This is a genomic window from Brachybacterium sp. AOP24-D1-21, from assembly GCF_052378665.1.
Classification (GTDB): Bacteria; Actinomycetota; Actinomycetes; order Actinomycetales; family Dermabacteraceae; genus Brachybacterium.
In genome coordinates, this window is record NZ_JBQSXX010000001.1 from 2,698,975 (window position 1) to 2,718,581 (window position 19,607).

The 19,607-nt window shown below is 70.0% G+C and carries 17 protein-coding genes; 8 read left to right on the top strand and 9 right to left on the bottom strand.

Annotation, left to right across the window (positions count from 1 at the left end):
* Window positions 1–37 precede the first annotated feature (37 nt).
* Window positions 38–2,035: an HNH endonuclease gene (locus ACT3UF_RS12095; protein WP_444608364.1), complete on the bottom strand. Its 1,998-nt coding sequence runs from the start codon at window positions 2,033–2,035 to the stop codon at window positions 38–40.
* Window positions 2,036–2,616: 581 nt separating this feature from the next.
* Here ACT3UF_RS12095 and ACT3UF_RS12100 point away from each other — a divergent pair.
* The 7 genes from ACT3UF_RS12100 (at window position 2,617) to ACT3UF_RS12130 (ending at window position 8,395) form a co-directional block, all read left to right on the top strand.
* A complete protein-coding gene (locus ACT3UF_RS12100; protein ID WP_442331977.1) occupies window positions 2,617–2,994 on the top strand; it encodes a GntR family transcriptional regulator in 378 nt (125 codons plus the stop codon).
* Entirely contained in the window at window positions 2,991–3,917 is a 927-nt protein-coding gene (locus ACT3UF_RS12105; protein WP_441443437.1) for an ATP-binding cassette domain-containing protein, read from the top strand. The genes ACT3UF_RS12100 and ACT3UF_RS12105 overlap by 4 nt, the downstream gene beginning before the upstream one ends.
* Window positions 3,914–4,675, top strand: a complete 762-nt coding sequence (locus ACT3UF_RS12110) for a hypothetical protein (RefSeq protein WP_441443436.1) — start codon at window positions 3,914–3,916, stop codon at window positions 4,673–4,675. Before ACT3UF_RS12105 ends, ACT3UF_RS12110 begins: the two co-directional genes overlap by 4 nt.
* Entirely contained in the window at window positions 4,672–5,637 is a 966-nt protein-coding gene (locus tag ACT3UF_RS12115; protein WP_444599048.1) for an ABC transporter ATP-binding protein, read from the top strand. Before ACT3UF_RS12110 ends, ACT3UF_RS12115 begins: the two co-directional genes overlap by 4 nt.
* Window positions 5,634–6,419 (top strand): hypothetical protein, encoded by a 786-nt coding sequence (locus ACT3UF_RS12120; protein ID WP_442331980.1) that lies wholly within the window; start codon window positions 5,634–5,636, stop codon window positions 6,417–6,419. Before ACT3UF_RS12115 ends, ACT3UF_RS12120 begins: the two co-directional genes overlap by 4 nt.
* Before the next feature lie 102 nt (window positions 6,420–6,521).
* On the top strand, window positions 6,522–7,841 hold the full coding sequence (locus ACT3UF_RS12125; RefSeq protein WP_441443433.1) for a DUF418 domain-containing protein: 1,320 nt from the start codon (window positions 6,522–6,524) through the stop codon (window positions 7,839–7,841).
* Entirely contained in the window at window positions 7,838–8,395 is a 558-nt protein-coding gene (locus ACT3UF_RS12130; RefSeq protein ID WP_441443432.1) for a DUF4031 domain-containing protein, read from the top strand. The genes ACT3UF_RS12125 and ACT3UF_RS12130 overlap by 4 nt, the downstream gene beginning before the upstream one ends.
* 111 nt (window positions 8,396–8,506) lie before the next feature.
* Here ACT3UF_RS12130 and ACT3UF_RS12135 read toward each other — a convergent pair whose 3' ends face one another.
* From ACT3UF_RS12135 to ACT3UF_RS12160, 6 genes are all read right to left on the bottom strand, one after another.
* The gene (locus tag ACT3UF_RS12135) at window positions 8,507–10,087 is read right to left on the bottom strand and encodes an ATP-binding protein (RefSeq protein WP_441443431.1); all 1,581 of its coding nucleotides are present in this window, start codon (window positions 10,085–10,087) and stop codon (window positions 8,507–8,509) included.
* Between the two features lie 3 nt (window positions 10,088–10,090).
* Entirely contained in the window at window positions 10,091–10,810 is a 720-nt protein-coding gene (locus tag ACT3UF_RS12140) for a response regulator transcription factor (RefSeq protein WP_441443430.1), read from the bottom strand.
* Between the two features lie 54 nt (window positions 10,811–10,864).
* Window positions 10,865–11,332, bottom strand: a complete 468-nt coding sequence (locus ACT3UF_RS12145; protein ID WP_442331981.1) for a lipopolysaccharide assembly protein LapA domain-containing protein — start codon at window positions 11,330–11,332, stop codon at window positions 10,865–10,867.
* 108 nt (window positions 11,333–11,440) lie between these two features.
* Window positions 11,441–13,096: a DNA repair helicase XPB gene (locus tag ACT3UF_RS12150; RefSeq protein ID WP_442331982.1), complete on the bottom strand. Its 1,656-nt coding sequence runs from the start codon at window positions 13,094–13,096 to the stop codon at window positions 11,441–11,443.
* A 39-nt stretch (window positions 13,097–13,135) separates the two neighbouring features.
* Window positions 13,136–13,819 (bottom strand): hypothetical protein, encoded by a 684-nt coding sequence (locus tag ACT3UF_RS12155; RefSeq protein ID WP_441443427.1) that lies wholly within the window; start codon window positions 13,817–13,819, stop codon window positions 13,136–13,138.
* A 224-nt stretch (window positions 13,820–14,043) separates the two neighbouring features.
* Complete coding sequence (locus ACT3UF_RS12160) at window positions 14,044–14,892, bottom strand: hypothetical protein (protein ID WP_441443426.1); 849 nt, start codon at window positions 14,890–14,892, stop codon at window positions 14,044–14,046.
* A 308-nt stretch (window positions 14,893–15,200) separates the two neighbouring features.
* Between ACT3UF_RS12160 and gndA the strand changes: the two genes are divergently transcribed.
* On the top strand, window positions 15,201–16,661 hold the full coding sequence (gene gndA / locus ACT3UF_RS12165; RefSeq protein ID WP_441443425.1) for an NADP-dependent phosphogluconate dehydrogenase: 1,461 nt from the start codon (window positions 15,201–15,203) through the stop codon (window positions 16,659–16,661).
* 282 nt (window positions 16,662–16,943) lie between these two features.
* On the opposite strand, the gene ACT3UF_RS12170 is transcribed toward gndA, so the two are convergent.
* Together ACT3UF_RS12170 and ACT3UF_RS12175 are read right to left on the bottom strand one after the other, a co-directional pair.
* Window positions 16,944–17,210 (bottom strand): hypothetical protein, encoded by a 267-nt coding sequence (locus ACT3UF_RS12170; protein ID WP_441443424.1) that lies wholly within the window; start codon window positions 17,208–17,210, stop codon window positions 16,944–16,946.
* Window positions 17,211–17,409: 199 nt separating this feature from the next.
* Window positions 17,410–19,569, bottom strand: a complete 2,160-nt coding sequence (locus ACT3UF_RS12175) for a helicase-associated domain-containing protein (RefSeq protein WP_441443423.1) — start codon at window positions 19,567–19,569, stop codon at window positions 17,410–17,412.
* Window positions 19,570–19,607: the final 38 nt, after the last annotated feature.

Genomic DNA, 19,607 nt, shown 5'->3' on the forward strand with positions numbered 1-19,607 from the left:
TGCTCGTCACTGGAGCGCGAGGCTGGGACTCAGCGGCCTACGAGGTGGTCGGCGTCTCCGGCGGTTCCGACTCGTCGTCGGCATCGCCGCAATCGGGGTTGTCCGCTGAATTGTGGTCCTCGGAGTCGTCGTGCTTGGGCTCGTCGCCGCTGTGTTTCTCGGGCGGGGGACCGGGCCACGGCGTGAATTCAGATGGCGTGAGCTGTGACGGTGTGAACGAGGTGCCCATGGCCCCGTGCGGGCTGCTCCAGATCCAGGCTCGCGGCGGTGATGACGGGTCGGCGAGAGCTGTCCCGGAGTCGTCTGCCTCGGATCCTGTCTCGGTCTCGATCCCCGTCTCTGCCTCGGCCCCTGTCCCGGTCGCTGCACCCGTCTCGGTCGCAGGCCCATTCGCGTTGCCAGCCGCGGTCATGTCGGCGGCAGCGTGGGAACTGCTCAGCGGGCTGAGCACCCACAGGCCGAGCTCCTTGAGCAGATTGCAGCGCACGCACAGCCCCTGGCCGTTCGCATAGCTGGTGGGGCCGCCCTTGTGATGCGGGACGACGTGGTCGATGTGGCGGATCTTCGCATTGCACCAGGGGGTGCGGCAGGTCGTGTCGCGCCAGCGGATCATCCGGGCGAGACCGGCGGGGAATGCCCGCGCCCGGGACTCCATCGCGATCAGATCGCCGGTGCGCGGACTTCGGTACAGCCGACGGTAGAAGGCCGAGACCACGTCATCGGGATGCTCGTCCTCATCGGCTCGAAGGTGACCTGGTGGCTGACCAAGCAGGGTGTCTCGGATGATGTGGGCGGGGATGGTGCCGTAGCCCTCGAGTTCAGCGGTCTCGGAGCCATCGTCCTGACCCAGCAGTGCGGTGTCGGAGATGACGATGCCGACGTCCAGGCCGGGACGGGTGCGGGGCATCCTCGGAGCCGCCTGCTCGGCGGCGTCAACCTCGGGGGCTGCGCCTGCCGCATGGGCTTCCTGGGCTTCTTGGGATTCCCGAGCCTCTTCAGGCTTTTCGGAAGCGCCGGGCTCGTGGACCGGATCGACAGGCTCTGCGCCCGGGTCGCTGGGGGTGATGTGCTGGTCGTCGGGTGTGACGTGCTGATCTCTGGGCTCGACGTGTTGATCGCCGGGCTCCTCGGCCTGCCCACCACGCAGCACGTCGTCGACCAGCAGATCCGCTTCCAGCGCGGGGACGGAGGCCTTGGCCCCTGCGACGCGCAGTGACTCGGCGCGGGTATTCAGGGAGTTCATCAGTCCGGCGGCGTCGACCCCTCGCAGTACGGCGGTCACCCTGGCCATCCCGTCAGCCAGGGGAGTCATCCGCACGTGCCGGGCGCGAGCGGCACGCTCCGCACGCTGGCGGGATGTCTCGGGCTCGAGTTGCTGAACCAGCTTCTGAGTGTCGCTTCGCAAGCGCTTGTATCCCTTGCCCTGCAGGAACTCGGGGTGCTCGCGGAGGTGGTCATCCACCCTGTGGCAGGTGTCCGCGTTGGCACCGTCAAGCGCACCAGAGACTGCGGAGGCCTGTTGATCAGTCATGGCACCGGCCCACAGACGCTCGATCGCACTGGGCATGTTCTGCGTCAGTCGGCGGGCCTTCGCCAGGGAGAACGAGGAGGTGGACGGCGAGATCCGGCGGGCGAGCGCGATCTCCTGCCCGGCGCCGCGGCCCTGCTTTGAGGACGGCACGCCCCGCGCGAGGTCATCGCGCCGGATCCGGTCCTCGGCGGCGACCTGCCAGGACGCATCGATCGCGGCGAGGGAGGCGCGCAGCTGATCGACGCCAGCGAGGACGGCGAGCGCTTCTTCGGCGCTCTCGGGGGCGGTATCCGGGAGCGAGTCGCGCACTGAGCGGGTGCGGGTGAACGCCATCAGGGTCGCGGCCAGGACCTGGGCGACGAGCGCGCGGGCCTCAGGACTGGTCTCGATTGCGCTGAACCGGCCCAGCACCTCCTCGAGGACATCTCCCGACGGCGGCGCCACGTCCCGGCGAGGGGTGTCCTCGCCGGGGTGGTCCCCGCGGCCCATCGGTGTCGATTCCATGCTTCCATCGTATGTAGATTCGAAAATGTCCGCTACCCCTGCAGGGAATCTGTGGATAGCCTCCAAGGTTGTGGACGGAATTGTGGATGAAATTGTGGATGGATGACCACTGTGGAGGAAAGGTTGGGGTGGGGGACGCGGTGAGGGGACGCTCGACCCTCAATTGTCATGGGAGCAGATGCGGCGTCTGTGCAGGTTGGAGCGTTACGCAGGGAGAGGTTCGGAATCTTGGGCGGCAGTGGCGTGCTGCTGACGAGAAAGCTGGACGGGCAGGAGGGTGTGCAGCTGAGGCATTCACGGGAATGTCTTCACGTAAAGCATCGATCGTGGCGTTCTGATTGGATCGAGAATGTCAAGACCTCCCGGAAAATGTGGATAAAGGCAGTTTGGTGCCGCCGGTGGCACCTCCGTGAGGGCGCAGTGCTGTCCGCGCGGGCGCGGTGCCGGGAGTCCTGGTCGGAGTTGCGGTGGCATGCCGCCCGCTTGGCATGCCGCTTGCTCGGAAGGGTTGACGTCCCCGTCCTCCAGCTGTCTATGCTGTGTATAGACAGTAGGTTCACTTTCAGTGGGGAGGGAGCGCGATGCACATCCCGATCGACCCCTCCGCCTCCGTGCCGATCTACGAGCAGATCCGGGAGGGCATCGCCACCGCGATCCTCACCGGCGCTCTCACCTCGGGGGACGCCCTCCCGTCGATCCGCGCGCTCGCCCGCGACCTGCGGGTCAGCGTCATCACCACCACGCGCGCCTACAACGAGCTGGTGGCGGACGGCCTGGTCGACGCGGTGCGCGGAAAGGGCGTGTTCGTGCGCGCCCAGGACAGCGATCAGCTGCGCCGCCGCGCACTGGAGCAGATCGACGAGGGCTTCGACCTGGCGCTCCGCGCTGCCCGCACCGCAGGGATCGAGGACCGGGAGCTGGCCGCCCGCCTCGCTCACCGTCTGGAGGAGTTTCAATGACTCAGCGTCCGAGCAATGCCGTCACGATCCGTGACCTGGAGGTGCGAATCCACTCAGGCGACCGCCCGTACACCGAAGCCCTTCCGATCCTGCGCGGCCTGAACCTCGCAGTCCCGACGGGTCAGGTCACAGCTCTGGTCGGCGCCAACGGGGCGGGCAAGACCACCACCCTGCGCACGGTGACCGGCGCACTGGCGTTCACCACGGGAACCATCGAGGTGCTCGGAACAGCCCTCGGCCCCGCCCGGGTGCATCCCCCGCAGGGGGCGGCGAGCATGCCCGACATCTCGGCCCATCCGCGGCGCTGGACCCCGCAGCACGTGGCCAGACTGCGCCGCCGGGTGGTCCCCGGCTTCGACAGCTCCCGCTTCGAGGAGCTCCTGACCACCTTCGGGGTCCCGCACCAGCGGGAGCTTCGCCGCCTCTCCCGTGGCCAGGCAACCCAGCTGGGGCTCGCCGCGGCCCTGGCTCAGGATCCGCAGCTGCTGATCCTGGACGAGCCCTTCGCCCATCTCGATCCGCTCGCACGGATGGAGCTGATCGAGGTGCTGCGCGACTTCATGGCCGAGAAGGAGCGCACGCTCCTGCTGGCCACCCACGACCTCGACGGCATGGAGCGCTTCGTCGACCAGCTCGTCGTCATCGCGCAGGGGCGCGATGTCCTCAGCGGGGAGGTGGAATCCCTGCGGGAGGAGTTCCTGCTGTGCGAGCTGGACCGCACCGACGCGGAGGCGGGGCCCGGTCAGCCGTTCATCGGGCCGACGACGACCGGTACCCGCACCCGGGCCCTGGTCGCCGTCGATGACGCCGTGGGGTTACCGACCAGCGCGTCCCTGCGCCGGCCCGACGTGAGCGAGATCGTCACGCATGTGCTCCGCGCTGCGCGGACCGATGCCCCCACCCTGAGGAGGACTCACCGATGAGCACCACCACCGCTGCACGCACTCCCCGCGGACTGCCCACCGATAAACGGCCGACGGGCCTCATCCTTCACACCGAGCTGCGGCTGAATGCCGGCCGCGTGGCCCTCACACTCCTCCTCTGCGCGCTCGCGCTGCTCTGCGCGGTGCTCGCCACCGACCAGTACGCCGGCCTGCTGACCCTCTGGGCGGCTCTGGGCTGGTACCGCTACGGCCGGGCCGACACCATCGAGCGCGACGAGCTGAGAGCCAGCCTCGGGCTCAGCCGTGCGGACCGGGTGCGCGGTCGACTGGCGCTGATCGGCGTGGAGCATGCCGCGGTGGTCGTGACTGTGGCCGTTGGTGCGGTGATCTCGGTGCTCCTGGGCCGTGAGACGGCAGGGGGAGCCGCGCCTTTCTCCTTCACCGGTGACCCTGGCGCACCGCAGCTCCCGATCATCCTGGTCGGGGCGCTGCTCTCCCTGGCCGCCCTGGTGGCGACCGGGATCGTCGTCGGCGGCGAGTGCACGATGCGACGGCCCGGGCGGAGCATGGCCGTGCTCAGCATCCTGATCTACTTCCTCGCCGGAGTGGTGCTGGCGATCCCGATTGCGCTGGTGGAGATCGTGCTGCGGTTCGATCTCTGGTCCGGCCCTGGCGGGATGGTGATCGTCGGAGTGGTGCTGGCGGTGCTGCTCGCCGTGCTCCTGCTCCGCTTGCGGAGCTCAGCGCGCCGCTGGATCCGTGGCCTCGACTCCGGTCGACCGGGAACGGTGAGATGACCGTGCCCCTCGGCATGCCTCTCGACCTGCCCGCTGCGGGCCCCGCAGTCGCCGCGATCACGGTCCGTGCTCTCGATGTCCACCTGCCCGATGCGCAGCGATGGACCCGGCCGCTGCGTCACGTGCTGCGCGGTGTCACCTTCGGGGTGCCGAGCGGCCAGGTCACCGCGCTGGTCGGCACCAACGGCGCCGGCAAGACCACCCTGCTGCGCACAGTGTCCGGAGCGCTGGCGCCCAGCTCCGGCACGATCGAAGTGCTGGGAGCACCCCTCGGGGGCGCAGAGGACGCCCTGCCCGCCGGGGTCGGCGTCGTCCCCGACGCCCCTTTCCAGCCGGATCATTGGACGGCCGACGATCTGGTGCTCGCCCAGCGCCGCGTCGAGCCCTCCTACGACGCCCGCCTCACCGGCGACCTGCTGCGTCGCGCGGGAATCGATCCTGGTGCCCAGCTGCGCCGGCTCTCGGCCGGACAGCGGACCCGGCTGCTGCTCGCCGTCGCACTCGGCATCCGCCCCGATCTGCTCCTGCTCGACGAGCCCTTCGCGCGGCTCGACCCGCTGGCCCGCACCGACGTGCTCGACGAACTGCGGGAGCACCAGGCCGGGGGAGAGGACCGCACGATCCTGCTGTCCACCCATGACCTCGGCGAGATCGAACGGTTCGTGGACCACCTGGTGCTGCTGCATGAGGGTCGTGTCGTGCTCGAGGGCTCCGTGATCGATCTGATCGAGGAGCATCTGGTCGCCACGACCACCAGCGCCACAGCCAGCGCCACCGCCGCGACCTCGCCTCACCATCTGGGTGAGCACGCCGCGGTGCTGCGAGGTCCGCGCCGCAGCGGGGACCAGCTCGAAGCGCTGGTGCGCGCAGAGGACGCAGTGGGGCTGGAAGGGCTCACGGATCTGCGCCGCCCCACGCTCCAGGACGTCCTCACCTTCACCCTCCGGGAGGTCTCACGATGACCGGCACCGCTGACTCGCGCACTGCCGCGCGATCCGCGCCGCGCCCCTTGACCTCGCTGGGACGGGCGCTCGGGCTGGAGTGGCAGCACCACCGCGGGCGGATCCTGCTCTACGCGCTGCTCGCGGCGGTGATCGTGCTGGTCGCCATCCTCGCCGAACTCCGCCTCGGCGTGGTCGCGATCCTGCTCGCCGCGCGCCTGCCCGCGGATCTCGCCGACGCCTCCGAGGACGGCAGATACCAGCGCAGTGCGCTGGGGATCTCCCGCGCCGACGCCGTGCGCGCTCGCACCCTCATGATCTGCGGCGGGCAGCTGGTGCTCGCCCTCGGCGCCGTCGGCGCCATCTGCCTGACCCAGTGGCTCCCCGATGCGAGGCACTGGAGCAGCTTCGACATCCGGAGCACCGAACTCGGACCGCTGCCGATGACCTGGTGGGACCACCTCGTGGACATCGGGCTGTGGTCCGGGGCGATCCTGTGGACGCATGCACTCGTCGGCGGCCGCGCCATCCAACTCGGGGAGCGGCCCTCCAGGATCGGCGCACTTGCCCAGTTCATCGGAATCAGTCTGCTCGCCTGGCTCATGGTCGCCGGGAGCACGCTGCTGGCCAGCGTCGTCCTGATGAACCTGGAATCGGACGCGGCAGCCGCCCTCGGCGCGGCCGGCACCACCCGGTTCGTGGTCGCTGCCAGGGTCGGGCAGAGCCTCACTCTCGTGCTCACCTTCGGCGGCGGGGTCCTCGCTCTCCTGCTCGCGCAGCGTCGCTGGGTGCGCCGAGCCTGACTGGCGCTGCCGGGATCGGCCAGCACCCTGTGGGACCATGGCGCGCATGAGCACCAGCCCCGTCGGCAGCGCCGCACGCTCCCGGTCGCGGCGAGCGCGGTGATGACCTCCGTCCCCCTTGCACGCCGCGCCGGCGGGCCCGATCTCGCCCGCGGCCTCGCGCTGCTCGGCATCGCGCTGGCCAACACGGTGGGGTGGCTGCACGGCTCGCAGTGGACGGTGCTGCTGAAACAGCTCGACGCCACCGCGCTGGATCGTGCTGCGGACGTGCTCGTCGCACTGTTCGCCGACAACCGCGGATTCCCGCTGTTCGCGATGCTCTTCGGCTACGGCATCGGGATCCTCCACCGCCGCTCCCAGGAGCGCGGCGAGAGTGCGGGGCGCTTCGTGCTGCGCATGCTCCGTCGCCATCTGGTGCTGCTCCTGATCGGCCTCGCCCATGCGGTCCTGCTGTTCAGCGGTGACATCCTGGTCGGCTACGCGATCATCGGCATGTTCTGCACATTGCTGATCACCCGTCACCGCATGGTGATGCCGCTGGTCGCCGTGATCGCCCTGCCGGCGCTCGGCGTGTGGGGCTGGACCGATGGGACCATCGGGCTGAGCGGCGGCAGCGGATACGCCGCGGCCTCCGCCCCCGATTACCTCACCGGCCTCGCGCTGCGGGCCGAGGCGGCGCTGCGCAGCACCGCGCTCACCCCGCTCCTGGACCTCGGGCTGCTCACCCCGATGGCGCTCGGTGCGATTGCAGCCCGGCTGCGGCTGCTCGAGGAAGTACTCGCGAATCGTGACCTGCTGATCCCTCTGATGCGGTGGGGGCTGCTGGTCGGGGTGCTCGGCGCGATCCCGCTGACCCTCGCGCTGGTGCTGGATCCCGGTCACGCGCACCTGGACAGCGAGCTGCTGCTGGGCATCCTGGGCGTCGTGCACCAGTACTCGGGGATCGTGGGAGCCCTCGGTCTGGCCGCCGCCGCGGCGCTGCTGGTCGAGCACGTGCGACACCGCGGCGAGCAGGGGGTGGGGCGGGCCGAGCGGCTGCTGGGCTCGTCGATCCGTGGCATCGAGGCACTCGGTGCCGCCTCCCTGAGCGCCTATATCGGGCAGTCGATCGTGTTCCTGGCCCTGTTCCCGCCCTATGCCCTGGATCTCGGAGCGCGGCTCGGTACCGCCGGTGCGGCGGTGATCGTGCTGCTGACCTGGCTGGCGATGATCCTGCTGGCCGCTCTGCTGCGCAGCCACGGCCACCGCGGCCCGCTCGAAAGGCTGCTGCGCCTCCTGGCCGGTTCCGCCGCCCCGGCCCGACAGATCGCGACTCGACAGGGTGCGACCCGACAGGTCGCGACCCGACAGGGCGAACCCCGACGTGTCGAGCACCGACGAGTCGAGACTGCACCGGATCCTTGGAAGGGAGCACGCTCATGACCGTCTTCGCCGACACCCCGCGCTGGCCGCGCCACGGACTGCTGTGGGGCCATCTGATCTCGGACGCCTCGCTCGAGGAGCTGCACGAGATCGCCGCCCGGGCGGGCCTGCCTCCCCGCTCCTTCGACCTGGACCACTACGACTGGCCCACCTCCGCAGAGGGGGCGCTGCGGGAGGTCGGGGTGCAGTTCGTGGGCGATAGGGAGCTGACCCGGATCCTCATCTCGTCCGGGTTGCGGGTGAAGCTCCTGGACCGTCCTGCAGCCCGCGCCCGGCGCAGCGCCGCGCACGCCGCCGCTCTGGGCCTGGAGCGAGTCCCGCGGGACCTCATCGTGGGCCAGCTCGGGCACGTGGACCCGCTGCCGCCAGCGCGTGAAGCCGCCCGTGGCGCGTTCCGGATGACCAGGGAGGACCCGTCGGCCGCACCGCGCATCGAAGCCCATGACGACCACGCTCGCCGTGAGGCGATGGAGCTTCTGGAGCTGCTGGACCGGCTCGCGCGGGCTCGTGGGGAGGCCGCTTTCATCGGCCAGGTGCTCGAGGACGGGCGCTGACCCAGCCGCTCACCGCTCTGGCACCGCACCGCTCTGGCACCTCATCGTCCCGGGCTCCTCGGTGAGGAACCCGCGTCCCCGTGCCCCTCGGCGTTCAGGGCCTCTCGATGCTCAGGGCTCGTCCTGCTCCGGGGCCTCGCCGGGGCTCTCCGCGTTCAGCGCCCGCAGCTGATCCGGGCGCACCCGGGCCTCCGGCGAGATCTCGGTGCCCTGCACCTCGAGCCAGAAGGTGGCGCCGCCACCCTCGGTCTCGGACACCCCGATGGTGCCGCCGTGCTGCTGGACGATCGAGGCCGCGATCGCGAGCCCGAGCCCCGCCCCGCCGCCCTGCGTCGCCGAGCGCATCCGCGAGGCATCCGTGCGGTAGAAGCGCTCGAACACCTTCTCGCGCTGATCATCGTCGATGCCCTCGCCGTGGTCCCGGATCTCGATCCGCACCCGCTGCGGGGAGAGGTAGCCGACGGCGATCTCGACCGGGGAACCCTTGGGGGTGTGCCGGTTCGCATTGCCCACCAGGTTCAGGATCACCTGTCGCAGGGAGGCCTCGTCGCCGAGCACGCCGATGGACAGATGCGGCTGCACGGACAGCGGCGTTCCCGACAGCGAGGTCACCATCACCTGCCGACCGGGATCCAGCGCGCGCAGGTCCTGGGCCGCATCGAACAGGGCATCGGTGAAGTCCACCGGATCCAGGGCGAGCTCCGGCTTCTCGTCGAGCCGGGCCAGACGCAGCAGATTCTCCACCAGCGAGCCCATCCGCTTCGCCTCATCCTCAATGCGGCGCATCGCCGAGGCGACGTCCTCGTCCTTGGGGAGGGCACCCATCCGGTACAGCTCGCCGAAGCCGCGGATGGCTGCGAGCGGGGTGCGCAGCTCATGGGAAGCATCGCCTACGAAGCGACGCATCTTCGCCTCGGAGGCGGTGGCCCGCTCCTCGGAGGTCGACTGCGCGGCGAACGCCTGCTCGATCCGCACCAGCATCTCGTTCAGGGAGAAGGCCAGATCATGGACCTCGAGGCTGGTGCGGGTGACCGGAACCCGGCGGGAGAGGTCACCGCCGGCGATCTGGGAGGCGGTCGCCTCGACGTCGCGCAGCGGTTCGAGCGCCCGATGGGTCACATACCCGCCGAGGCCCATGCCCACCAGCACCACCATCGTCCCCACCAGCACGATGACCAGTGCCATCTCATGCATGGTGCGGTCCACACCGGTCAGCGGCAGCGCCACGTACACGCTGCCTCCGTCGGGTCCGGAGTTCAGCATCGCCACCACCCGCCACCGGTTCTCCGCGGAGTCCAGCACCGTGAAGGGGCGGCCGCCCTGCTGCAGGATCTGCTCCTCGCTCAGCGTCGGGAACGGGATGACGATGTCACCGGGGCCGTAGTAGACCACGGCTCCGTCGATGCGCCTCCCGTCCCGGTCCCGGATCTCGATCGCATATTCGACCGGGGTGTAGGTGCTGTTGCGGATCGCGTCGTCGTCCCCCTCCAGCTCCTGCTGGGCCAAGGCGAGCATCTCGCCCATGCCTGCCTGCAGGTTGCTGTCGACGGACTGGATCAAAGTGCGGTTCAGCAGGAACAGGGAGAGGCTCCCGGTGACGACCGTGCCGAGCACCAGCAGCGCCGAGATGAGGGCGACGATCCGGGTCCACAGGGACACGGGCCGTTCGGCGCGCAGGGTCGGCAGCGCCACGCCTCAGGAGCCTTCGGGGGCTCGCAGGACGTAGCCGATGCCGCGCTTGGTGTGGATCATCGGGTCGCCGATGACGTCGACTTTGCGGCGCAGGTAGGAGATGTAGGACTCCACGATCCCCACCTCGCCGGACCAGTCGTAGTCCCAGACGTGGTCGAGGATCTGGGTCTTGGAGACCACCCGGCCGGCGTTGAGCATCAGGTAGCGCAGCAGCTTGAACTCGGTGGGGGACAGCTCGATGTTCACGTCCCCGCGGTGGACCTCGTGGGAGTCCTCGTCCAGGCGCAGATCCGCGACCACCAGCGAGCTGTCCACGGTGGGCTCGGAGCCGCCGTGGGTGCGGCGCAGCACCGCACGGATGCGGGCCACGACCTCTTCGAGGCTGAAGGGCTTGGTGACGTAGTCGTCGCCGCCGACGGTGAGGCCGGTGACCTTGTCCTGGGTCTCGTCCTTCGCAGTGAGGAAGAGGATCGGGTACTGCTCACCACGGTCGCGCAAGCGCCGGGTGACGGTGAAACCGTCCATGTCCGGCAGCATCACGTCGAGCACCACCAGGTCGGGCTGATGCTCGGTGGCCTCGCGGATCGCCTCATTGCCGGTCGAGGCGGTGAACACCTCGAAGCCGGCGAAACGGAGTGAGGTCGCGAGCAGGTCGCGGATGTTGGGTTCGTCGTCGACCACGAGCAGGCGTGCTTCGTAGTCCTGTTCTTCGCTCGTCGTCATGGGACCACCGTCCTCCTCGACCTTGGGAATCGGCTGGATGTCAGCTGAACGGGCTCAGCGGGTGGCGCGGTGGATCTTGTCCTGCTGCTTGCGCAGCCTCCGGATCGTCCAGCTCATCTGGACCATCCGCACCGAGCCGACCAGCGCCATCACCAGCGCGCCGGCGATCGCCGCGAGCAGCATCGCCACTCCGAGGGGCAGATCGAACTCTGCGCCGAAGTACCGGAAGCCGGCGGTGACGTTGTTCTGGATCACGAAGATCAGCAGCAGCACCAGGATGATCGCGCCGAGGATCAGCCCGATCCACATGCCGGCGGTCTTCCCGCCGCTGCCGACGGGTTCGAGCTCGGGGGCGGGTTCCTGGGAGACGGGCCGCTCCGCGGCGCGACGCCCGGTGGCGGGGCGCTCGGTGCCCGCGACGGTCTCACCCGCGGTGCCGTCGGCCGGGCCGGAGGTCGGGGAGACGGGACGGGGCGCGCCGTCGTGACCGGTGGGACGGAGGGAATCGTCGGATGAGGTCATGTCGATCTCCTGGGGGAGGGCCGACGGAGCGCCGGCGAATGGGATGCGTCCCCACTCTATCCAGCTAGCGGCCTGCCCGCCGGTCAGCGCCGGTGGGTCCCGGACGGCTCAGTCCGCCTCCGCAGCAGCCTCGAGGTCGTCGGCGTCCATGATCGTGTACGCATAGCCCTGCTCGGCGAGGAACCGTTGACGGTGGGCGGCATAGTCCTGATCCTGGGTGTCGCGCATGACCACGGTGTAGAAGTGCGCGGTGCGGCCGTCCGCCTTCGGGCGGAGGAGGCGGCCCAGTCGCTGCGCCTCCTCCTGGCGGGAGCCGAAGGCGCCGGAGACCTGCACCGCGACGGAGGCCTCCGGCAGGTCGATCGAGAAGTTCGCGACCTTCGAGACGACCAAACGGTCGATCTGACCGGTGCGGAAGGCGTCGAACAGCTCCTGGCGGCGCTTGACCGGGGTCTGGCCGGTGATGAGGTCGGCGTCCAGGCGTTCGGCGATCTCCTCGAGCTGGTCGATGAACTGCCCGATCACGAGCATCGGCTCGCCCGGGTGACGGGAGGCGATCTTCTGCACCACGTCGATCTTCGCGCCATGGGCGGCGCTCAGTCGGGGGCGGTCCGCGGCTTCGGCCATGGCGTAGGCCATCCTGTCCGAGGCCGGCATCGTCACCCGCACCTCGGTGCAGTCCGCCGGGGCGATATAGCCCTGGGACTCGATGTCCTTCCAGGGGGCGTCATAGCGCTTGGGGCCGATCAGGGAGAACACCTCACCCTCCCGGCCGTCCTCGCGCACCAGCGTCGCGGTGAGCCCCAGCCGGCGCCTGGCCTGCAGGTCCGCCGTCATCCGGAAGACAGGCGCCGGCAGCAGGTGCACCTCGTCGTAGATGATCAGACCCCAGTCACGGGCGCTCATCAGCTCCAGATGCGGGTGGATCCCCTTCCGCTTCAGGGTCAGCACCTGGTAGGTCGCGATCGTCACCGGGCGCACCTCCTTGGCGGCCCCCGAGTACTCACCGATCTCGTCCTCGGTCAGCGTGGTGCGGCGCAGCAGCTCGTCCTTCCACTGACGGGCCGAGACCGTCGAAGTCACCAGGATCAGCGTGGTGCGCTGCATCGAGGCCATCGCCCCGGCGCCGACGAGGGTCTTTCCGGCGCCGCAGGGAAGCACCACCACACCGCTGCCGCCATGGCGAAAGCCGTCCACCGCCTCCTCCTGGTAGGGGCGCAGCTGCCAGTCCTCCTCCCGCAGGGAGATCGGGTGGGCCTCGCCGTCGACATAGCCGGCATGATCCTCGGCCGGCCAGCCGAGCTTCAGCAGCGCCTGCTTGAGGGCGCCCCGCTCCGAAGGGTGGACCACCATCGTGGTCTCATCGAGACGGGCGCCGAGCATCCCCTGGATCCGCGTGGTCCGTGAGACCTCTTCGAGCACCGCCCGATCCAGTGCGTGCAGCACCAGTCCGTGGACGGGATCCGAGCGGAGCTGGAGCCTGCCGTAGCGGTCCATCGTGTCCGCCACGTCGATCAGCAGCGAGTGCGGGACCGGGTAGCGGGAGTGGTCCACGAGCGCGGCGACCACCGATTCGGCGTCATAGCCTGCGGCGCGCGCGTTCCACAGTCCCAGATCCGTGATCCGGTAGGTGTGCACATGCTCCGGGGCGCGCTCGAGCTCCGCGAAGGCGGCGATCGCGATGCGGGCGGTCTGCGCCTGCGGATGGTCGACCTCGAGCAGGAGGGACTTGTCGCTCTGGACGATGAGGGGGCCGTCGGTCATCACAAGAGGCTACGCCGGAACTCGAGCTGCGCCGGGGTCTCAGACAGAAGCGGGCTCGACGAGCGCGTTGCCCGTGACCCGCTGGTGCACGCCGAGCACCAGCAGCTGCATGACCGGGATCACGGCCACCGCGAGGATCGGGATGATCATGGTCAGGCAGATCGCGAACGCGAGCAGCATGGTGACGACGACTGTTCCGACGTTCTTCGTCACGAGGCGCACGCTGGCGGAGATCGCCTCGCCGAACCCTGCTCCCCGGGCCGCCTCGACGGTGGCGAAGTAGAGCAGAACGGAGACGACGATCGCCGGGACGTAGAACACGAAGCTCACGCCCTGCGCGAGCTGTCCCAGCACCGCGCTGAGGAGCGCGACCACGAAGGCCACGGCGATGGTGGTCCCCGTGCCGACGAAGCCCTCCTTGATCGTCGGGCGGCGGCCGGCGAGGACTGCGGTGCCGGCGTGGAGGATGCCCGAGACCCACAGCGCGCTCACGAGCGCCACGACGAGCGAGATGAGCACGCTGCCGACGCTGAACGCCGGTGCCTCAGTGGCGTATCCCGGCGTTCCACCGCTGCGTTGCAGCGCGATCGAGAGCATGACGCTGAGGATCACGAAGGCGATGATCACGACGATGAGGATCACGGCATAGACCAGGGCCGGCACCAGGAAGGCGCCGAGATTGCGGGTGAAGGCGTTCCAGGCCCAGCGGATGCCGACGGCCACCGGCCCACCAGCGATCACCGGCGCGTTCGGCTGTGGGGAGGGCTGTGAGGAGAAGGAGGGGTCGGAAGACCCATGTTCGTGAGAGGACTGATCCGCGGGCTGGGAGGGGGAGGGCACGGAGTGCTGCCTTTCGAGGGGAGCGAGGTGAGGCCGGCAGGCCGCTCTCCCACCGTACGGGCCGATCAGGGCTCGGGGCTCGAAGCTCGGAATGTCTGAGTCCGAGCTCAGGGGCAGGCCTGGGCTCCGGCGCGGGCCGGCTCCGGCAGCTCATGGCCTCGCAGCCGCTCGTACATCCCGAGCTCGAAGAGCACGATGAACGGGGTCATCACCAGGATGCCCACCACAATCGTGGCTCCGATCGAGAGGATCACCGAGAGCACCAGGTACGCGACGATCGCGGTGCCGAGGTTCGCGCGCACCAGGGCATAGCTCTCCTTGAGCGCGGCCACCGGGGCGGCACCGCGGGCCGACGCCGGGATCGCGAACATGAACAGCACCGCGGCGATCAGCCCGGGAATGTAGAACAGGAGCATCCCCACCGCCACGATCAGGCCGTACAGCAGGGAGGTCAGGACGATGCGCCAGGGCCCCACGAGCGCCTGTCCGATGGTGGGCCGACCGCCCTGGAGGACGATCTCCGCGGCGCGACCGGACGCCGACTGCCACATCAGGCTGAACGGGATCAGGAGCACCATCGCGCCCAGCATGATCGCGTAGAACAGGACCAGCTCGACGACGGGGACGTAGTCCGAGGTCCACTGGTCGGTACGCGAGAACATCGCGGCGGTGGCACCGATCATCCCGCCGACGATGATCACGGTGTAGATCGCGCAGTAGATGAACCCCACGACCAGGTAGGACACCGGATTGCGCAGCAGCGCCGTGCCGGCGAAGCGCAGGGCCGCCCCGAGGTCCGCGGCGAGATCCGTCCCGGGCGCTGGACCCGCACCCGGACGCCTCCCGGCGCCTCCAGCTGCTGCCGGCGGCACCGTGGCGGAGCTGTCGATCCCGGGGGCGCCGTAGCTGTGGGGGCTGCGGGAGGGTGGTGCGGAGTACGGCGACGGGACGGTCATGGGGAGTGCTCTCTCTCGGGGCCGGTGAGGGCGGTGCAGGGCGGGGACCACGGTACGGGTGCGCAGGCTGTGCTCAAGGCCCGACAATGCCGGAGCGTGATCCCCGAGAGCGCTGCTGTCGGGGCCTGAGGGCCCCGAAAGGCGCTTCCCTCCGAGCTCTCCGGTCACGGCAAGCCCTGGCACTGCCGAGCACCTCCGGCGCAACATCCCTAAGATGGGAGCTGATGGACCGGGACGCCCGACCTGTCGACGTCTCGTCGGCCGCGAGGTTCCGCCCGGCTCGACAGCACCCGACATGAGGAGAACCCATGGCTAGCTTCGCTCCGTCCCCCGCCGATGTGGCAGACATCGGCGTCACCGGAATGGCGGTGATGGGCTCCAACCTGGCGCGCAACTTCGCCCGCAACGGCTTCAAGGTGGCGCTCCACAACCGCAGCGTCGCCAAGACCGAGAAGGTCATGACCGATCACAGCGGCGACGGCGAGTTCTACCCCTCGGAGTCCATGGCGGACTTCGTCGCCTCCCTGCAGAAACCGCGCGTCGCGCTCATCATGGTCAAGGCCGGCAAGCCCACCGACGCCGTGATCGACGAGCTCGCCTCGCTCATGGAGCCGGGCGACATCATCGTCGACGCCGGCAACGCCCTGTTCGGCGATACCCGCCGCCGCGAAGCCGCGCTGCGCGAGAAGGGCCTGCACTTCGTGGGCACCGGCGTCTCCGGTGGCGAGGAGGGCGCGCTGAACGGCCCCTCGATCATGCCCGGTGGCACCAAGGAGTCCTACGACCGCCTCGGCCCCATGTTCGAGAAGATCTCCGCGCATGTCGATGGCGCGCCGTGCTGCACCCACGTCGGCGCCGACGGTGCGGGCCACTTCGTGAAGATGGTCCACAACGGCATCGAGTATGCCGACATGCAGGTCATCTCCGAGGCCTACGACCTCATGTCCAAGGCCCTCGGCAAGAGCGCCTCCGAGATCGGTGACGTCTTCGCCGAGTGGAACAAGGGCGACCTGGAGTCGTTCCTCATCGAGATCACCGCCGAGGTGCTCCACCACACCGACGCCTCCTCCGGCAAGCCGTTCGTGGATGTCATCCTCGACCGCGCGGCCCAGAAGGGCACCGGCGCCTGGACCGTGCAGACGGCCCTGGACCTCGGCGTCCCGGTCACCGGCATCGCCGAAGCGACGTTCGCCCGCTCCGTCTCCGGCTCCACGCCGCAGCGTGAGGCCGGCCGCAAGGTGCTGCCCGCCGAGGCGCAGACCCTCGAGATCGCCGACCCCGCCCAGTTCATCGATGACCTGCAGAAGGCGCTCTACGCCGCGAAGCTGGTCTCCTACTCGCAGGGCTTCGACGAGATCGCCGCCGGTGCCGAGGAGTTCGGCTGGGACATCGACCTGGGTGCGATGGCCCGGATCTGGCGCGGTGGCTGCATCATCCGCGCCCGCTTCCTCAATCGCATCACCGAGGCGTACGAGCGCGACGCGAAGCTCCCGCTGCTGCTGGCGGACGAGTACTTCACCACCGAGATCGCCAAGTGCATCCCGGCTTGGCGCCGCATCGTGGCCTTCGCGGCCTCGACCGGCTACCCGGTGCCGGTGTTCTCCTCGACCCTGTCGTACTACGACGCGGTGCGCGCCGAGCGCCTCCCCGCCGCCCTGGTCCAGGCCCAGCGCGACTACTTCGGTGCGCACACCTACCAGCGCGTCGACGCCGAGGGCACCTTCCACGTGGAGTGGTCCGAGGATCGCCGCGAGACGAAGCAGGACTGATCGCGCAGGACTGATCGACGTACTGCGAGCTTGCGAGCGGTAGGAGCTCAGTCGATCTGACGCAGGACTGATCGACGTACTGCGAGCTTGCGAGCGGTAGGAGCTCAGTCGATCTGACGCAGGACTGATCGACGTACTGCGAGCTTGCGAGCGGTAGGAGCTCAGTCGATCTGACGCAGGACTGGTCGACGGGGCGGGGTGCCGGTGACGGTGCCCCGCCCCCGAGTACGACGAAGGCCCCGGACCAGCAGGTCCGGGGCCTTCGTCAAACGCTGTGCGAGATCACATCGAGCCGCTCGAGATCGCCGCGCCGACGAGGACGGCGTAGAGGATGCCGACGACCACGTAGAGAACGATGACGATGATCGTGAGGATCATGGCCCACTTCGTGAACTTCTGTGCGGTCTCCGGCTCGGTATCGGCCTTGAGGTAGCCGAGCAGGCCGAGCACGCCGGAGATGACGCCGCCGCAGATGAAGCCGACGATGGTCCAGATCAGGGCCTTCTTCTTGATGGCCTCGATGTCGTAACCCGAGTTGGGTGTGGTCATGGGAATCCCCTTCTTCCTGATGATCATTCCCCGGCGGTGACGAGCCGGGCCCCAGGTCGGGTGTTCTCATACGTCCGGTCCTGGCGACGGGAATACTATCGCGAACCGGGGGAGGGTCCGCCATGGGGAGGACTCCCCATAATCCTTCGGATCCCTCGTACCAGGGCCCTGGCTCCTGGCATCTGGCGCCCGGTTCCACTCAGCTCAGGGTCACGCGGTGCACGAGCACCGTGAACTCCTCATCTCGGCCGACCTCCCGGGCACGCAGGCGACCCCCTTCGAGGGAGAGCGGCTGGGCGTGCTTCACGACCACCCCGCCGCGCCCGTCGACGATGCCGAGCGGGATCTCGTCATTGCGCGAGATCGCATCCAGCAGGCGATCGGTGACCGAGAGATCGCTTGCACCCTCCTCCGCGGCGCGGAGCCGGGCCACTGCCTCGAGGGTGGGCACCCGCAGCTCGGGGCCGTCGATGGTCACCAGGTCCGGCTCGACCGGACCTCCGCGCAGGGAATGGGTCAGCTCCTCGGGGACCGGGCGGCCGTCCGCTCCGACGGCCTGAGGGGAGAGCCCGGCCTGGCGGGCCATCTGCAGGGCGAACCCGGGCTCGGAGAGGGTGACGGCGACGGTGGGGGCCAGCCGGTGCAGGTCCAGAACGGCGGCCTCGGGTGCGACCTGCAGCAGGTCGAGCACCTCGACGTCCGCGGTGAGCACGGTGGTGGCTCGGGAGACCTGCACCCGGCCGTGGCGACGCTGCTCATCGCGCAGCAGGTAGGTCAGCGCCTGGGGAACGGGTGTGCGGCAGACCTCCTCCAGCAGGATCAGCAGCGCCTCCGCATCGCGGCCGTCCCCGAGCGCCCGACGCACGGCGGCGGTGGTGAAGCGCAGCGTCAACGCACCCCCGCGGGAGACCACTTCGGTCCAGTCCAGCAGCGGCAGCAGCCGCTCGGCGGGCCGGCCGGGGATGACGGCGGTCAGGTCAGCATCCAGCAGCACCTCGGCGACCGGGGTCGGGGCTTCCGCTGCGAGGACGGTGGCGAGTCGGGCGTCCGCGCTGGTGATCTCCTCGTCCAGAGCGAGGACCAGTTCGTGGCCGAGCACGGTGAGCGCCCCGCCGTCGAGCAGGCCCAGCGCCTGTCCCTCGACCAGCAGCGCGCCGGTCTCCTCCTGGATCACCTCGGCGGGGACCAGCGGGAACGCCCACGCCAGGGCTGCGGCCAGGGACTCCTCGCTCGCGTCCACGCCGGGGGAGGTGCGCAGCAGCCGCAGCAGGCTGCCGCGGCGGGTGCGCACTCCGTCGCGCCGGGTGAGGTCGGACAGCAGGGAGCGGCCGGTGCCGGAAGAGTCCGGGGTCCCCACCACCGCCGCGAGATGGTGTCCGCGCGCCCAGGCCAGCGTCAGCTCCGCCCAGCGCTGCTCCGCGGCGAGCAGGCGGTGCGTATCCCAGTCCTGAGTGGGGTGCCATTCCTGACCGTCGTGGCCGATCAGCCCGGCCTGCCAGGCGGACTGCAGGACCGTCGCGTAGGTCAGCAGCGGTGCTCCGGCACGCTCTGCCAGGCGGCGCAGGTCCCGTTGGGGGAGGCCTCCGCGGCGCAGGACCCCCGGCGGGTCCTCGTCGAAGCCGCGCACCGTGCCCAGCAGGCGGAGAGCCTCGAAGGCGCGCTCGACGGCCTGGGCGGTGCGCGAGCCGGGGATCCGTTCGGTGAGCTCGGGGCCGTCCGGGGCTGGACGCTGCGCGAGATGGGTGCGGCGCAGCCGGCCATCCCGCAGGGCGAGCTGGACAGAGCGAGGGATGTGCAGTGACTTTCCGTCGGCCACCACGATGCCTGCGGCGAGCAGCTCTGCGGCGAGCCGGCCGCCACCGGTGACCGCGCTGGGCCCCCAGGCGAGCGTCTCCAGCACCTCGGGATGCGTGCTGCGGGCCCGTTCCACCCGCTGCTGCGCCTCCTGCGCGCTGGGGTCCTGGGGAGTCGCGGCGGCGAGACCCGCAGGGGTGCGCATCCCCTCCCGGAGGGGGCGGATCAGGTGCAGCTCATCTTCGCCCCAGACCACGGCGAGGGTGATCAGACGTTCCAGGGCGGGAGCGATCGTGGGCGGGTCCGCGGAGACCGCCGCAGCCAGCCGGGCGGGGGACGCACCGTCGTCGAGCACGGCGAGGGCCTCGACCAGATGCAGCTCCGGCAGGGTCAGCGCCTCCAGGGCGCGCCGCGCGGAGGTGGCGCCTGCGGCCCGAGCGGCGAGCGGGCCGATCCCGCGGGGAAGGGGCGAGGTGAGATCCGGTCGGGCGACGAGCAGGGCCTCGAGGCGTTCGTCGCCGAACCGGCGCAGGGAGTCCGCGAGGGACCGGATCGCAGCGGTCATGATGCATTCCAGCATAGGCTTGCCCGCTGTGAGGAGCC

What these genes read in the sequence shown, in the direction of transcription:
- ACT3UF_RS12095 (WP_444608364.1), bottom strand. Translation starts at nt 2,035, where the DNA reads ATGGAATCGACACCGATGGGCCGCGGGGACCACCCCGGCGAGGACACC.
- ACT3UF_RS12100 (WP_442331977.1), top strand. Translation starts at nt 2,617, where the DNA reads ATGCACATCCCGATCGACCCCTCCGCCTCCGTGCCGATCTACGAGCAG.
- ACT3UF_RS12105 (WP_441443437.1), top strand. Translation starts at nt 2,991, where the DNA reads ATGACTCAGCGTCCGAGCAATGCCGTCACGATCCGTGACCTGGAGGTG.
- ACT3UF_RS12110 (WP_441443436.1), top strand. Translation starts at nt 3,914, where the DNA reads ATGAGCACCACCACCGCTGCACGCACTCCCCGCGGACTGCCCACCGAT.
- ACT3UF_RS12115 (WP_444599048.1), top strand. Translation starts at nt 4,672, where the DNA reads ATGACCGTGCCCCTCGGCATGCCTCTCGACCTGCCCGCTGCGGGCCCC.
- ACT3UF_RS12120 (WP_442331980.1), top strand. Translation starts at nt 5,634, where the DNA reads ATGACCGGCACCGCTGACTCGCGCACTGCCGCGCGATCCGCGCCGCGC.
- ACT3UF_RS12125 (WP_441443433.1), top strand. Translation starts at nt 6,522, where the DNA reads ATGACCTCCGTCCCCCTTGCACGCCGCGCCGGCGGGCCCGATCTCGCC.
- ACT3UF_RS12130 (WP_441443432.1), top strand. Translation starts at nt 7,838, where the DNA reads ATGACCGTCTTCGCCGACACCCCGCGCTGGCCGCGCCACGGACTGCTG.
- ACT3UF_RS12140 (WP_441443430.1), bottom strand. Translation starts at nt 10,810, where the DNA reads ATGACGACGAGCGAAGAACAGGACTACGAAGCACGCCTGCTCGTGGTC.
- ACT3UF_RS12145 (WP_442331981.1), bottom strand. Translation starts at nt 11,332, where the DNA reads ATGACCTCATCCGACGATTCCCTCCGTCCCACCGGTCACGACGGCGCG.
- ACT3UF_RS12150 (WP_442331982.1), bottom strand. Translation starts at nt 13,096, where the DNA reads ATGACCGACGGCCCCCTCATCGTCCAGAGCGACAAGTCCCTCCTGCTC.
- ACT3UF_RS12160 (WP_441443426.1), bottom strand. Translation starts at nt 14,892, where the DNA reads ATGACCGTCCCGTCGCCGTACTCCGCACCACCCTCCCGCAGCCCCCAC.
- gndA (WP_441443425.1), top strand. Translation starts at nt 15,201, where the DNA reads ATGGCTAGCTTCGCTCCGTCCCCCGCCGATGTGGCAGACATCGGCGTC.
- ACT3UF_RS12170 (WP_441443424.1), bottom strand. Translation starts at nt 17,210, where the DNA reads ATGACCACACCCAACTCGGGTTACGACATCGAGGCCATCAAGAAGAAG.
- ACT3UF_RS12175 (WP_441443423.1), bottom strand. Translation starts at nt 19,569, where the DNA reads ATGACCGCTGCGATCCGGTCCCTCGCGGACTCCCTGCGCCGGTTCGGC.